The organism is Peribacillus frigoritolerans, from assembly GCF_004358755.1.
GTDB lineage: Bacteria > Bacillota > Bacilli > Bacillales > Bacillaceae > Bacillus_P.
On sequence record NZ_SMZY01000002.1, the window covers coordinates 1,098,599 to 1,113,035 of the forward strand.

The window sequence follows — 14,437 nt, forward strand, 5'->3', positions numbered from 1 at the left end:
GGCGCCATCCTTGTGTATCATTTTTATCAAATTTCTTTCTTCATCAGCTGAAGATCAATATACAATTGAATCCTTGTATGAAAATCATCAAAATCAATGGATGTGAGCTCGTTGATCTGATTAATTCTGTATTTGAGCGTGTTAGTATGCACATACAGCTGCTCGGCAGTAGGCTTGATTTTGCAGTTGTTGAACAAATAAATCTCAAGTGTATGAATCAGCTTTGTCTGGCTTTCTTCATCCTTCTTCTTCAATATTTCCAGGCTTTTATTGGTGTAGCCAGTTATACTGTGATGCTTTGAAATGGTTTCGAGATAGCGGAAAATCCCGAGTTTGCTGTAAGTAAAAGGAAGCTTTTCAGGAGAGCCGATAAATTTGGCAGCATTAATGACTTCCAGTGCTTCATAGTACGATTTTCTCAACTGTAAAATGGACGAATAAGCATTGCCGATCCCAGCATAAATTTTATGGCTGTCCATTTGCGACAGGACGGTTGATGTCAGCTCTGATGCACTTGCTGCAAGCTGATCAGCAACCTTTGCATTGCTCCCAATAATGACGATCACTTTCAGCTGATCTGTAAACACATGCGCAAAATGATTCAATGCGTTTGCAAATAAACGAACTGTTTCTGTCAGGTCATCCAGCTGTTCCTTTTCACTTTGAGAAACAGTGAATATGTTGACGATAAACGTTTCCGGGATGAGAATACTGTGATTTGCCGCTTCCCATTTAATTTGATTCTCCGTTTGAAAGACTTCTCCGATAATCTTTTTATAAAACTCGTTTTTTTCTTCGTTTTCTCTTAAGTTTATCTGATTTTTCTGATACAGAAGCTTCCCTATATGGCGGGATACTTCATGCAGAAAATCCAGCTCATTTTCTGTCACTCGCTCTGTCTCCTGAACCCAGATATAGCCAAAAACTTGATCTTTGTAGATGGCGCTTACAACAACCCGCTGATTTAAGCCGATTTCTTTTATCTGTTTTACCCGAAACGGGTGAGTAATTGTTTTGAGCTGATCAACAATGCCTTCATCCATGAATTTCTCAAGAATGGGAATCGGCCAGTGCTTTGTAAAAATGGTCTGCTGATTAGCCTGATCGAAATGGTCTATGTAATAAGAGCTGTATGCCAGCAAAGAGAATTGATCATTTTCAATGACGACTGGTTTTTTTAAGTAAGTGCTGACCATATCTGTAATATCGTTAATGTTTGTCAGTGTCAGAATTTTTTCGAGTAACATATATGGCCCTCCTGCTTGAAATATAAATGATGAAACTAATTATAATACTTTTTTCAGCACGAAGGGAATAGCAGCTGCATATTAAAATCCCATCGAGTTTAAGCCACAAAAAAAGGACCGGGAATTCCCGGTCCTTAAATCTTAGTCTTTTAAAATTCTCTCAAATTCATCAAATTGCTCTTTCGCTTCTTTTGGAGGCTCAGGTGTCATCAAGCTGACCGCAACAATTGCAAGTAAGCTTAAACCAAACCCGGGAATCATTTCATAAAGAGTGTCTGACAATCCTGCCATCGACCAGAAGATAACGGTTGCGGCACCGACGACCATTCCTGAAAGCGCTCCCCACTTAGTCATTCTTTTCCAAAAGAGACTCAGCAAAATCAGAGGTCCAAATGAAGAACCAAATCCAGCCCAGGCATAGCCGACAAGTCCAAGGATTGTGTCGTTTTGCTCCCAAGAAAGAATAAGGGCAATGACCGATATGAGCAGAACTGAGGCTCTGCCTAAAAAGACAAGTTCTTTATCTGAAGCAGAACGTCTGAAGAATGTTTTGTAAATATCCTCTGTTAATGAACTCGCTGTCACAAGCAGCTGAGAAGAAATCGTGCTCATAATCGCTGCGAGAATAGCTGAAATCAAAAATCCTGTAATAAACGGATGAAACAGCACTTCTCCTAAAACGATGAAAACTGTTTCCGGATCATCAAGCTTCATGTCATTTTGTGAAAAATAAGTGATGCCGATAAATCCTGTAAGCATTGCACCGATACTTGAGAAAATCATCCATCCCATCCCGATATTGCGGGCTTTTTTGATTTCTTTTACAGAATTAATCGCCATAAAGCGGACAATGATATGCGGCTGGCCAAAATACCCGAGGCCCCATGCAAATAAAGAAATAACTCCCAATAGGCTTGTTCCAGTAAAAATATTTAAAAGTGCCGGGTCAATTGAACGAGCTGTGTCAATCGAAGGACCAAACCCTCCAACATGGATAAGAGTCACAATAGGTACAAGAATCAAAGCAATAAACATGATGATCCCCTGAACAAAGTCAGTCCAGCTTACCGCCAGGAATCCTCCAAACAATGTATAGGCTACTACAACGCCGGTTAAAATCCATAATCCAGTATGATAATCAAGGCCAAATGTGCTCTGGAATAAAACACCGCCCGATACCATTCCTGATGAAACATAAAAAGTAAAGAATATTAAGATAACTAAAGCTGAAATAAGTCTCAGAATCCGCGATCCGTCAGTAAAGCGATTTTCAAGGAATGCCGGAATGGTGATGGAATTATTTGCTACTTCTGTATACGTTCTTAATCTAGGAGCAACATAAAGCCAGTTGGCATAAGCGCCAAGCGTTAAACCGATGACGATCCATATAGAACTGAGTCCCGTTGCAAACATAGCGCCAGGCAGTCCCATCAGCAGCCATCCGCTCATATCAGCTGCACCGGCGCTTAAAGCCGTAACAGCTGGACCGAGACCGCGGTCTCCAAGCATGTAATCATTTAGGTTTGACGTTCTCTTATAGGCAAAATAACCGATAATCAGCATGCCAGCCATGTAAATGCTTATTGATAATATCAATGCGTAATCAATCATAGAGGAACCCCTTTCAGAACCAAGAAATATCTATATTTTTTTAAAAAAGAGGAAGCAACTTGTTTTGTCACTTCCTCAAATTGAATCTGGAGTTATCTTACTTAAACACTATAGGAATGCTTTTGAATCGCATTTCTTTGAATCTCTGATTCTCTATCTATTAAAATGTTTCAGATGTTGTTTTAGCCTGCATGTGAAGCTGAAGGTAATCAGGACCGCCTGCTTTAGAATCTGTTCCTGACATGTTGAAGCCTCCGAATGGCTGGTAGCCTACGATTGCCCCAGTACATCCGCGGTTGAAGTAAAGGTTTCCAACATGGAAGTCTTCACGTGCTTTTTCCATGTTAGCGCGGTTTGTCGTAATGACTGCACCTGTTAAACCATACTCTGTGTTGTTCGCAATTTCAAGCGCTTCATCAAAGTCTTTCGCTTTTGCAAAAGCAACAACCGGTCCAAAGATTTCTTCCTGCATTAAGCGTGCTTTTGGATCAACATCTGCAACGATTGTCGGCTGAACGAAGTAGCCTTTAGAGCTGTCACCTTCTCCGCCTGAAAGAATGCGCCCTTCTTCTTTTCCGATTTCTACATAGCTCATGATTTTGTCAAAAGCAGCCTGATCAATAACCGGTCCCATAAAATGGTTTTCTGTCGGATTGCCGACTGTTAATTGTTTTGTTAATTCTACAGCGCGGTTTAATACCTGATCGTACACATCTTCTACGATTACCGCACGAGAGCATGCAGAGCATTTTTGTCCTGAGAAGCCGAATGCTGATTTCACAATCGATTGAGCAGCAAGCTCAAGGTCAGCCTCTTTATCTACTACGATCGTATCTTTTCCGCCCATTTCAGCGATGACGCGCTTCAGCCAGATTTGGCCGTCATTCAGCTGTGACGCACGGTTGAAGATGCGAAGACCTACATCGCGTGAACCTGTGAAAGAGATAAAACGTGTTTTTGGATGGTCAACAAGGTAGTCTCCCACTTCTGCTCCGCTTCCTGGAACAAAGTTCAGAACGCCTGAAGGAAGTCCTGCTTCCATCATAACTTCTACAAATTTAGCAGCAACAATAGGTGTAGTTGAAGCCGGTTTTAATAGAATCGTGTTTCCAGTTACGATTGCAGCTACCGCTGTGCCTGCCATGATTGCAAACGGGAAGTTCCAAGGTGAAATGATGATGCCGACGCCTAGTGGAATGTAGTCATAGCGGTTGTATTCTCCCGGACGGCTTTCAACAGGAACTCCATCTTTAAGCTTAAGCATTTGACGGGCATAAAACTCAAGGAAGTCAATCGCTTCAGCTGTATCAGCATCAGCTTCGTTCCAAGGCTTTCCTGCTTCTTTTGTTAAAAGGGCTGAAAACTCATGCTTGCGGCGGCGGATGATGGCTGCTGCTTTGAAAAGAACATCAGCACGGATCTCAGGCTTTACTTTTTTCCAGCTTTCAAAAGCAGCAGAAGCTTCCTGCATCGCTTTTTCTGCATGGTCACGGCTTGCTTTTGACACGCGGCCGATTACTTCTTCTTTATCAGCAGGGTTATAAGACACGATTTTATCATCTGTCGTTACTTTTTCTGCACCGATGTATAAAGGATAATCCTGTCCTAAATAGCCTTCCACTTTTTGAAGAGCTTCCTGGTAGGCTTTTTTGTTTTCCTCGTTTGTAAAATCAGTAAATGGTTCGTGTTTGTATGGAATCATTAGAAATCGCTCCTTAAGAATAATTTAGTGTAACCCTTAACTTTTCACCATGCCTTTAAAGGCAAAAGCAATATTCGATGGCCGCTCGGCAAGTCTTCTCATGAAGTAGCCGTACCAGTCAAGACCGTATGGAACATAGACGCGCATTTGGTAGCCTTGTTTGACAAGCTCCAATTGCGTTTTACTTCTCATCCCGTAAAGCATTTGGAATTCAAACATAGAGTTTGGAATGTTATGCTTTTTGGCGAGCGTTTTCGTGTATTCGATGATCTGGTCATCATGAGAGGCGATAGCTGTATAGTTGCCGTTAAGAAGACTTTGCTCAATCAGTTTTTTATAGTTTTCATCAACATCTGCCTTTTCAGGAAAGGCCACCTCAGGTGACTCTTTGTATGCTCCCTTTACAAGACGCAGAAACGGCTTATACTGCGCGAGATCGCTTAAATCCTTCTCTGTACGATATAAGTAAGCTTGTAAGACCGTGCTGATGCAGCTGTACTTTTCTTTGAACTGTTTGAAAATATCAAGAGTAGCCTGACAGCGCACTTCATCCTCCATGTCAATCGTCACCATGACATTGTGTTTTTCCGCTGTATCAAGGATTTTTGTCATATTTTCGATAACCAGCTTATGATCAATATCAAGACCGAGCGATGTCATCTTTAATGATACTTGTGAATTCAGCTTTTCCCTGCTGATCATTTCGATGGTTTCGATGCATTCTGCCGTTCTTTCTCTTGTGACTTCCTCTGAATCTACGAATTCTCCAAGATGATCGACTGTTACCAGCAAGCCGCTTTCATTCAGCTGTTTAATGAATTTGATGGAACTTTGGAAATCTGTTCCACCAATTATTTTCCCTGCCGCAAAACTGCCGCCGCGCTTCTTTGCAATATTATTAAGTAAGTTATTTTTGGATAAGAATAAGAAAAAATCTCGTGTAATCGCTTCCATCGTTAACGTACACCTCCTGTAGAAGTTGTAATCACAAGTTAATCTTACTTTTTTTCGACAATTTTCACAACGTTCTAAAAATACAAGAATTAAGCGCTTTATTTGTTGTTTTTGGACAAAAGCAAAATTATTAATGGAAATTGGAAGTTTATTAATTACAACTACAGGGAGCATTCCTTCATTAAGAAAAGCCCCTGTTTTTTTATCAATAGGCAAAGTAACCATTTGAAGCCCAATTCATACACTACGATGAATGATTCTCACTTAATAATCCATAAAAGAGGAGCATAATGATGGAAAAACGCACTTTTAATCAAGCGGGCGGAAAAGTGCCACAACCTATCCGGAGTGATGGAGCTGGTGCGATTGACTCCGGACCGCGTAATATTATGCGGGATCTTCAAAATCCGGATATGCTTGTCCCGCCTATGACAGATGCTGGATTGGTTCCAAACTTAAAATTCTCATTCTCAGACACTTCTATGACATTAAATCACGGTGGATGGTCCCGGGAAATTACCGTCAGGGAACTTCCTATAGCGACCACCCTTGCTGGAGTAAATATGAGCTTAACTGCCGGCGGGGTACGTGAACTTCATTGGCATAAACAAGCAGAATGGTCTTATATGCTGTTAGGCCGGGCACGTATCACCGCGGTTGACCAGCAAGGCCGAAATTTCATTGCCGACGTTGGCCCAGGCGATCTTTGGTACTTTCCGCCTGGCATCCCACATTCGATTCAGGGGTTGGAACATTGTGAATTTCTGCTCGTCTTCGATGACGGAAACTTTTCCGATCTTTCCACCTTATCCATCTCCGATTGGTTTGCACATACGCCAAAAGATGTTTTATCGGCTAATTTCGGAGTACCGGAGAGTGCTTTTAAGTCCATTCCTTCTGAACAGGTATATATCTATCAGGGGGAGATGCCAGATTCACTTGAAAGTCAAGAAGTCCAGTCACCCTATGGAGAAGTTCCTTTAACCTTCAAGCACGAGCTATTAAAACAAACACCCGTCAAAACACCGGGTGGCAGCGTACGAATTGTGGACTCTACTAACTTTCCCATTTCAAAAACAATTGCCGCAGCACTCGTTGAGATTGAGCCGGGTGCAATGAGAGAACTTCATTGGCATCCGAATAATGACGAGTGGCAGTATTACCTTACCGGACAAGGAAGAATGACTGTATTTCTTGGAGAAGGAACAGCCCGTACATTTGATGTTAGAGCTGGAGATGTCGGATATGTGCCATTTGCTACTGGACACTATATTCAAAACACAGGAACCGAAACATTATGGTTTTTAGAGATATTCAAAAGCAGTCGCTTTGAAGACGTGTCACTAAATCAATGGATGGCACTGACTCCTCAAGAATTAATAAAGACCAACTTAAATGTGGGAGCAGAATTGACTGATTCTCTGCGCAAGGAGAAATGGCCTGTTGTTAAATATCCAGGGTTTTCCTATTATCCTAAAAAAAAATAGATCAGAGATTTAATGATCCTCTAGCTGAAGAACAAAATTTAAAAGCAATAGCCCAATTTATTTGAAAAACGGGCCATTTTTTATAGCAAAAAACCACCGAAAAACGGTGGCTTTTTTTGTGTTTATTTAACGTGATAAATGTGTAATTTTTTCTATAGTTATTTGCTGGTTCAAAAATGGCATATAAATGATGTAAAACAGAACCCGTTAATATGCGTCCTACTTTTCCTTTTTCACATCAATCACCTTTACAACGACGATAGGCGATCTTTTAAGTCTTTTATAAATAAAGTCGGATATCACAGAATTTAGATGTTTCTCGATATCCCCATGGACTTTATCTTCCCTGATTACAGCAGCGGCAAGTGCTTCTATTTCCACAATGAAGTCATTTGACTCTCTTAAGTAAACAAAGCCTCTTGAAATGATCTGCGGTTTGCGGATGATTTCTTCTCCGTTTTTAAAAATCAGAATGGAAATGATTCCGCTGTCTGCAAGCTGCTTCCGCTCGCCTAGCAAGGATGTTCCTACATCACCGATTCCATTTCCATCAACATAGACAGAACGGGCAGGCACTTTCCCCGCCTGATACGCCTTGTCACTGGAAACATTCAGTACATGCCCATTATCTAAAATGAAGATGTCTTCTTCTGGGATAAAACATTCCATTGCAAGAGTCTGATGCATTTTCTGCATGCGGTATTCGCCGTGAATCGGCACCAGGAATTTTGGATTCAGCAGCTTCAGCATAAGCTTCAGCTCTTCTTGACCGCCATGCCCTGACGTATGAATGTCATAGAGCTTATTGTCAATTACATCTGCTCCGGCTTTCATCAGCTTGTTGATAATTCTGTTTACACTAAGAACATTTCCCGGTATTGGGGAAGAAGAAAATATAATGGTATCGCCTTCCTCAATATGGATGTGGCGGTGTTTTCCTTCAGCAATTCTTGATAGAGCAGCAAAAGGTTCGCCCTGGCTGCCCGTACACAAGATAGTCAGTTCGTTGTTTTTATAAGAACTGATTTCATCCGGATCAATAAACGTACCGCTTGGCGCTTCAATGTAGCCGAGCTCAAGGCCGATAGATATTGCTCTCTCCATGCTTCTTCCCGTATAGGCCACCTTCCTGCCGCAGGCTACAGATGCTTTAATGACCTGCTGAAGGCGGAAAACATTTGATGCAAATAAAGCCACAATAATACGCCCGGACTGTCTTCTGACCAAATCTAAAATGTTTTGCCCGATCTTTTTTTCTGATACTGAAAAGCCGGGTACTTCACTGTTTGTGCTGTCTGACAGCAAGCAGAGCACACCTTCTTGTCCAACCCTTGCAACCCTCGATAAGTCCTGCTCCGGTCCTGTAGGTGTCAGGTCAAATTTAAAATCTCCTGTGTGAACAATGTTTCCTATTGGCGAATGGATGACCACGCCAAATGAATCCGGAATACTGTGAGTTGTCCGGAAGAACGTGACATCCAGGTTTTCCAGATTAATCGTGCTTTCTTCAGTAATTTCATGCAGGACTGCATCTCGGAGCAGGTTGTGCTCCTCAAGCTTGCTTCTGATGAAGCCCATAGCAAGTCTTCCTGCAAATACTGGAACATTCAGCTTTTTCAATAAGAACGGCACACCGCCAATATGATCCTCATGTCCATGAGTGATAAAAAGCCCTTTTACTTTACGAACATTTTTCACCAAGTATGTATAATCAGGGATGATGTAATCAACGCCTCTTAATTCTTCGTCAGGGAATTTGACTCCTGAATCAATAATCACAATCTCATCTTCATATTCAACGAGGTACATATTTTTCCCGATTTCACCCATTCCGCCAAGCGGAATAATCTTTACATTCTTCTCTATTGTCATGTTTAGTCTCCTAGCACTGTTGATCACGTTCAATTTCCGAGTCTTTATTTTTACAGCTATTATTTCATTGTATCATACCTTCTGCCTCAGAAAGGCCATTAATAATACAGCAAGAAAAAAGACTGAGACAAAAGCACGTGATGTGCCTTTATCTCAGCCTGTCTTTCTAATTAAACCCTCGTTTTTCCCCTTTTTACAAAAAAGTTATATAGAAAAACAATCACTGCAAGAACAAGAAGAACGTGAATAATTCCGCCTACTACATTAAATACAAGACCAAGCACCCAGAATAAAAGTAAAAGTCCAATAATCGTCCATAACATCGCATTTTCCTTCTTTCTCTCTTTATTTATTTCATTAAAGATTATCTTCCCTCCTTTTTTAATAATGAAACTTTTACATAGACGATTCATTTGTCTCTTAATGATGTTTTCCTGACATGCCAGCAGATTTTTCTTTTACATCGGCTTCCTCAGCAGATTTTAACTCATCTTCAGTTACATTACCCACGGTAAATTGCTGCTTTGGCATGACATGCATATCCCTGGCGGTGACATGTGTTTGGATAAAATACACGCCGTCAGTTATAAAGCTGGTTCCGGCTTTGTAGATTCCATTTTTATCATGTGGGGCATCAATCAAGAAAGCCTTTTCTTTTTCATTAGCTTTCCATATTTCAAACGTGACCTCATCCGCATCTTCCACAGAATCATTGCCCTGTGTCAATTTTACTTAAAAGTAATTTCTTGATTGGAAGCGAGTGTTTCTGGCAGCTGAATGTCTGCTTCTACAATTTCAGGTGTTTCTTTTTCATTGGCTGCACAGCCGGTTAAACAGAATATAAGAAGGATCATCCACGTATTAAATGATTTTCTATTCACGATTTTCATCCCATCCACGCTTTCAGCGGTTTGATTCTCACGAAAACAAATCGGTCCAGTAAATAGACTGCTTTGATCGAAATTCCGACTAACGGCATGATCACCCCAAAAATCATCATAATGAAGAAAACTCCCCTTGCCGCCTTTTTATTCTTTGACCCATCGGGAGCTCCTGATTTCCCTTTAGGTTTTCTCTTTCTCCACATAATGAAAGAGCTGACAACCAAGCCGATCAACCCTAGACAAACAATCAACCCGATAATCTGATTGGCGAGGCCAAATAATGTGCCCTCATGGAGGGAAATGCCAAGGGATATTGCTTTAGCCAGGATTCCGTAGTCACTGAACCTAACGTCACTTAAGATAGTCCCGCTGTACTGATCGAGGTGCAATGTTGCATCATCACTCGGATTGGGGTTTGAAACGGAAATGGTATAAACACCCTTCTCACCTTGAGGGAAAGAAATTGTATATGGCTTCGCAACTTTTTCATTTTCAGATATAGATTGAACATCTTCAAGCGAAATAGGTACATACTTTCCACCGGATGATGGTGGAACTGGGAGGTTTTCCGCTGCCCATGGCACCTCTTCTGCAACATCCCGCGTTTTGATGACAGACTCAGGCTTTTCACCCCAGCTATAGGCAAATGGCGGAGCTCCCGTATTTGTGGATGTGGCTGCCTTATTAATTTGCTCACCCATAACCCCTGACCACGGAAGGCCAGTTGCAATTAACACTAAGATTGCAGCCGAGAACCAAAAAGCATGCATATCACGCCAGAACGTTCTGCCTTTTTTTGTGAACCTCGGTAAAATAGTGCCCCAGATGGAAGCTTTATTTCTTGGAAACCAAATATTGAAGATTTTACTGGTGCTTGTTCTGCGTTTTCCTGTTGATCGTTTATCTCGCTTTTAATCATGTTCGTTCTCCTTTTACATTTGTTTCTTCACATCTGCAATGAGTTTTTTGAAATTATTTCCATGTGTGAAGCTATAATCGTTTACAATTTCACCATTCTTGTTGATTAAGTAAAAATTTGTTCCATGTATCACTTGATCAGATGCTTCAGGTTTTTGAACAAGAGTTTGAAATTCATCTCTTGCAAATTTCTCTACCTCCTCCTGGGAATACCCCGTAAGCATATTCCAGTTTAAATCATCCTTTGTAAACTTTTGCATATAGGATTTTAGTTTTGCTGGAGTATCGATTGCTGGATCTACACTGATGGACACCAGTTCAACGGGAAGATCTTCTGCTTTCAATTCTTTCTGCAGGGCTGCCATGTTTGCCGTCATTGGCGGACAGACGGTCTCACAGCTTGTGAAAATGAAATCGGCAATCCATACCTTACCTTTTAAATCATTGGTGCCAAAAGCCTGTTCATTTTGATTCGTGTAAGTAAACGATTTCATTTGATACGGTCTTTCGTCATTAAATTGACAGGCGCTTTGAATAACACAGCTGAAAATCATTAAAATTAGGGCTGTTTTTTTCAATGTTCCATCTCATTTCTTTAGTTGATTAACTTAAGAGTACTTAATGATTGTGAAATTACTGTGAGAAAAGAATAGAGATTTTTCGACAAAGTGAAGAAAAATAATTAAGACGAGACAGATACATTTTTTCCACGGTCAGCCATTTAGAGGACTCATGCAACAACCAAAAACCGCCCGAAAAATCGAGCGGTTCAAAATAAATTATATTAGGCCTGGCAGCATAACAGTAACAGTGGTTCCATTTGTTGAATCACTGCTGATTAAAAACTCACCTTCATGCAGCCTGACTATTTCTTTCACAATGGAAATACCAAGACCTGTTCCGCCTGTCATTCGGCTCCGCGCTTTATCCGAACGGAAAAAACGTTCTCCTATATGGGAGAGATCTTCTTCCGATATCTCATTTCCCTTGTTGTTCAAGCGGAACAATAGCTGCTTGTTTTCTTCAATGAGAGTTATTTTTATCTTACTTTCTTCATCAGCATACTTGATTGCATTATCCAAGAGGTTGTAAAAGACTTGCTGCAGCCGTTTAGGATCTCCTGTAAGAGCAAGATCTTCTTGAATATCCAGTTCTGTATTTAGCTTCTTTTCATTGATTCGGATATCGAATAGTGCAAGCGTATCTAAAAACAGTTGAACAATGGCGATCGGTTCAACGTTTAGCTTATACATATTTTCCTGAAGGTGATCAAGATCGATTAAATCGGTGATCAGCTTATTCAGGCGATTCGTTTCTCTTTCAATCGTCATTAAATAGTGCTCCGCTTCTTCAGGCGATGCATACATTCGGCGGTTAAGAGCCTGACTGTACCCGCCAATATAAGTAAGCGGCGTTCTCAGCTCATGCACAACATTTGCAAGAAACTCTTTTTTCCTCGCTTCCTGCTCCTCAAGCGACTGGCTCATGGAATTGAATGCGTGAGCAAGCTGCCCAATTTCATCATGATTGTTATGAACAAGCCGATTCGAGTAATTGCCCTTTGATACCTCTTTAGAGAATTCCTGAAAATCATTCAGAGGCTTAAAAAGCGATCGCCGAATTTGATTGACCGCTAAAAAGAGAATCATAAAAAACAGAGATCCTACAAGCAGAAGAATAGGCAGGCTTCCTTCGAATACTTCTTGAAGATCTGCTAAAGGAACATAGATATAGATGAATCCTATAAGCCCTTTATCACCCATAATCGGGAAAACTGCGCCTATGATTTCACGGTTAAACTCTTTTACATAGCCATCCTTCACGATGTAATCCCCATTTTCAAGGATTTCGCGGTCCTCACTAGTAATCAGAGCTTCATAGTTCACTTCATATGGAAAATACGAACTTAAATCTTCGATATCATCCAGTACAATCACTTCATACTCAGACACGACATTGTACCAGTGAATTTTTTCAATGATTTCATCGCTCAGAGAGCCGTAGTGATAATGCGCAGCTGTTCTCTCGCCCTGATAAATGACAGACTCTTTAATGCTGTTAAAATAAAGTTCTTTGTATAAAAAATGCAGAAAAAAGAAAGAAAATAAAATGCTGAATACTATGCAAATGCCAATCAGCATCAGTACTTTCTGACTTAAGTTCAGTCGTTTCAATAGTTACACCTCAAATTTATACCCGACACCCCATGCTGTTTGAATGAGATATGCATGATCCTTCAATTTTAATCTAAGTGTTTTAATATGAGTATCTACCGTTCGGCCGGTACCAATGTAATTTAATCCCCAAACCGATTCAAGAAGCTGTTCTCTCGTAAAGACCGTTCCTTTATTTCTTGCAAGCATGGACAGAATCTCAAATTCTTTTAATGTTAAGGACAAAGGCTGATTTTTTATCATCACTTTATAGCCTGAAGCATCAAGAACAAGCGGACCAACGGTTATCCGATTACTTAAAATGCCGCTCTGCCTCACTCTTCTTAAAACAGATTCGATCCTTGCAAGCAGCTCTCCCTGGTGAAACGGCTTTACAATATAATCATCCCCGCCAAGTTTGAGGCCCTGGATTTTATCCCATTCCTCCCCTTTCGCAGATAAAAAAATAAGGGGGATGTGATGGTTTTTTTTTAATTCTTCTGCAAATGTAAAGCCGTCCATATAAGGCATCATAACGTCCGCAACTATTAAATCAGGCGCAACAATATTTATCCGTTCAAGAGCGTCCATGCCATTAGAAGCTTCAATGACTGAATAGCCCTCACTAATTAAAAATGTTTTTATCAGTGCTCTCATTGCTTCTTCATCGTCAATGATCATAATAGTTACTGTGTTCACTATTCAAACCCCGCTTTAAAGTTCTATATTAGAGTATAATCTTTATTTTATAATAATGATGTGAAGTTTTTATGAAACGGATTTCTTAAAGCCAAAATCTTTTTAAAAATGAGGTTCGGTTTTTTCTCATATAGGAGGTTGTACAAGATGAACTTTGTAATGATCGGAGCCGGAGGAATCATCGGCAGTTTGCTCAGATATTCTTTAGGTGTGCTCACCAACCCTTGGCTCAGTAATGGTTTTCCTCTAGGAACCCTTCTTGCGAACCTGATTGGCTGCTTTATACTCGGTTGGTTTACAACTGGCATTTTGAGGCTGAAGCTCTTTCATCCTCATATTTTAGCCGGGCTTGGAACAGGACTTGTCGGGTCATTCACAACCTTTTCCACGTTCAGCGTTGAAACAGTCCTGCTGCTTCGGAGCGGTTCAATTCTCATGGCGCTTATCTATGTAATCCTCAGTCTTTCTGGAGGACTTTTTATGTCGTGGTATGGGTACTTCCTGGGACTCCGCATGTTTAAGGAAAGAGGCGAGGCTGCATCATGAACTTATTATTAATTGCTGCCGGCGGGTGTTTAGGGGCCATTGCCCGTTTTATCATCAGCTCACGGTTGAATAACAAAAGTCAGACTGGATTTCCAATCGGCACACTAGCGGTCAATTTAGCCGGCTCTTTTCTGCTCGGGTGGATGACCGGACAAGGGCTGCCGGAAAGCTTTTATTCCCTGCTCGGTATTGGCTTTATGGGAGCTTTCACAACGTTTTCCACCTTTAAGCTTGAGAATATCCAGCTTAGAGAAAAGAAAAACCATCCTGTTCTAATCAAATATCTCCTTTTCTCTTATGCTGGCGGGATTCTGCTCGCGTTTATCGGATTAATGATTGGAATGATGTGATTACCGCATAAATA

General features: G+C 40.9%; 16 protein-coding genes. 3 read left to right on the top strand and 13 right to left on the bottom strand.

Annotated features, from left to right (window positions below; all coding sequences use genetic code 11):
* Positions 1–26: 26 nt before the first annotated feature.
* From E2R53_RS12770 to E2R53_RS12785, 4 genes are all read right to left on the bottom strand, one after another.
* Positions 27–1,247 carry a PucR family transcriptional regulator gene (locus tag E2R53_RS12770; RefSeq protein WP_133312099.1) on the bottom strand — a complete coding sequence of 407 codons (1,221 nt, stop codon included), beginning with the start codon at positions 1,245–1,247 and terminating at the stop codon, positions 27–29.
* Between the two features lie 141 nt (positions 1,248–1,388).
* Positions 1,389–2,858 carry a sodium/proline symporter PutP gene (gene putP / locus E2R53_RS12775; protein WP_165970978.1) on the bottom strand — a complete coding sequence of 490 codons (1,470 nt, stop codon included), beginning with the start codon at positions 2,856–2,858 and terminating at the stop codon, positions 1,389–1,391.
* Between the two features lie 160 nt (positions 2,859–3,018).
* Complete coding sequence (gene pruA, locus E2R53_RS12780; protein ID WP_133312100.1) at positions 3,019–4,560, bottom strand: L-glutamate gamma-semialdehyde dehydrogenase; 1,542 nt, start codon at positions 4,558–4,560, stop codon at positions 3,019–3,021.
* 36 nt (positions 4,561–4,596) lie between these two features.
* Complete coding sequence (locus tag E2R53_RS12785) at positions 4,597–5,514, bottom strand: proline dehydrogenase family protein (RefSeq protein WP_133312101.1); 918 nt, start codon at positions 5,512–5,514, stop codon at positions 4,597–4,599.
* Between the two features lie 293 nt (positions 5,515–5,807).
* Here E2R53_RS12785 and E2R53_RS12790 point away from each other — a divergent pair, with 293 nt between their 5' ends.
* The gene (locus tag E2R53_RS12790) at positions 5,808–7,001 is read left to right on the top strand and encodes an oxalate decarboxylase family bicupin (RefSeq protein ID WP_133312287.1); all 1,194 of its coding nucleotides are present in this window, start codon (positions 5,808–5,810) and stop codon (positions 6,999–7,001) included.
* Between the two features lie 219 nt (positions 7,002–7,220).
* Here the strand turns inward: E2R53_RS12790 and E2R53_RS12795 are convergent, their stop codons facing one another.
* The 9 genes from E2R53_RS12795 to E2R53_RS12825 all read right to left on the bottom strand — a co-directional run bounded on the left by E2R53_RS12795 (position 7,221) and on the right by E2R53_RS12825 (position 13,527).
* Positions 7,221–8,873 carry a ribonuclease J gene (locus E2R53_RS12795; RefSeq protein ID WP_133312102.1) on the bottom strand — a complete coding sequence of 551 codons (1,653 nt, stop codon included), beginning with the start codon at positions 8,871–8,873 and terminating at the stop codon, positions 7,221–7,223.
* Between the two features lie 170 nt (positions 8,874–9,043).
* Positions 9,044–9,196 carry a lmo0937 family membrane protein gene (locus tag E2R53_RS12800; RefSeq protein ID WP_133312103.1) on the bottom strand — a complete coding sequence of 51 codons (153 nt, stop codon included), beginning with the start codon at positions 9,194–9,196 and terminating at the stop codon, positions 9,044–9,046.
* 97 nt (positions 9,197–9,293) lie between these two features.
* A complete protein-coding gene (locus E2R53_RS12805) occupies positions 9,294–9,599 on the bottom strand; it encodes a FixH family protein (RefSeq protein ID WP_133312104.1) in 306 nt (101 codons plus the stop codon).
* A gap of 2 nt (positions 9,600–9,601) precedes the next feature.
* On the bottom strand, positions 9,602–9,754 hold the full coding sequence (locus E2R53_RS23295) for a hypothetical protein (RefSeq protein WP_165970980.1): 153 nt from the start codon (positions 9,752–9,754) through the stop codon (positions 9,602–9,604).
* Between the two features lie 5 nt (positions 9,755–9,759).
* Entirely contained in the window at positions 9,760–10,572 is an 813-nt protein-coding gene (locus tag E2R53_RS12810) for a PepSY-associated TM helix domain-containing protein (protein WP_286166194.1), read from the bottom strand.
* The gene (locus E2R53_RS23590; protein WP_286166171.1) at positions 10,494–10,676 is read right to left on the bottom strand and encodes a hypothetical protein; all 183 of its coding nucleotides are present in this window, start codon (positions 10,674–10,676) and stop codon (positions 10,494–10,496) included. Before E2R53_RS23590 ends, E2R53_RS12810 begins: the two co-directional genes overlap by 79 nt.
* Positions 10,677–10,689: 13 nt before the next feature.
* Positions 10,690–11,229 carry an SCO family protein gene (locus tag E2R53_RS12815; protein ID WP_133312288.1) on the bottom strand — a complete coding sequence of 180 codons (540 nt, stop codon included), beginning with the start codon at positions 11,227–11,229 and terminating at the stop codon, positions 10,690–10,692.
* A 225-nt stretch (positions 11,230–11,454) separates the two neighbouring features.
* A complete protein-coding gene (locus E2R53_RS12820; RefSeq protein WP_286166173.1) occupies positions 11,455–12,849 on the bottom strand; it encodes a sensor histidine kinase in 1,395 nt (464 codons plus the stop codon).
* A 3-nt stretch (positions 12,850–12,852) separates the two neighbouring features.
* Positions 12,853–13,527 carry a response regulator transcription factor gene (locus E2R53_RS12825; protein ID WP_286166174.1) on the bottom strand — a complete coding sequence of 225 codons (675 nt, stop codon included), beginning with the start codon at positions 13,525–13,527 and terminating at the stop codon, positions 12,853–12,855.
* A gap of 147 nt (positions 13,528–13,674) precedes the next feature.
* Here E2R53_RS12825 and crcB (E2R53_RS12830) point away from each other — a divergent pair, with 147 nt between their 5' ends.
* Together crcB (E2R53_RS12830) and crcB (E2R53_RS12835) are read left to right on the top strand one after the other, a co-directional pair.
* Positions 13,675–14,073: a fluoride efflux transporter CrcB gene (gene crcB / locus E2R53_RS12830; RefSeq protein ID WP_133312106.1), complete on the top strand. Its 399-nt coding sequence runs from the start codon at positions 13,675–13,677 to the stop codon at positions 14,071–14,073.
* Entirely contained in the window at positions 14,067–14,423 is a 357-nt protein-coding gene (crcB, locus tag E2R53_RS12835) for a fluoride efflux transporter CrcB (protein ID WP_133312107.1), read from the top strand. The genes crcB (E2R53_RS12830) and crcB (E2R53_RS12835) overlap by 7 nt, the downstream gene beginning before the upstream one ends.
* Positions 14,424–14,437 lie beyond the last annotated feature (14 nt).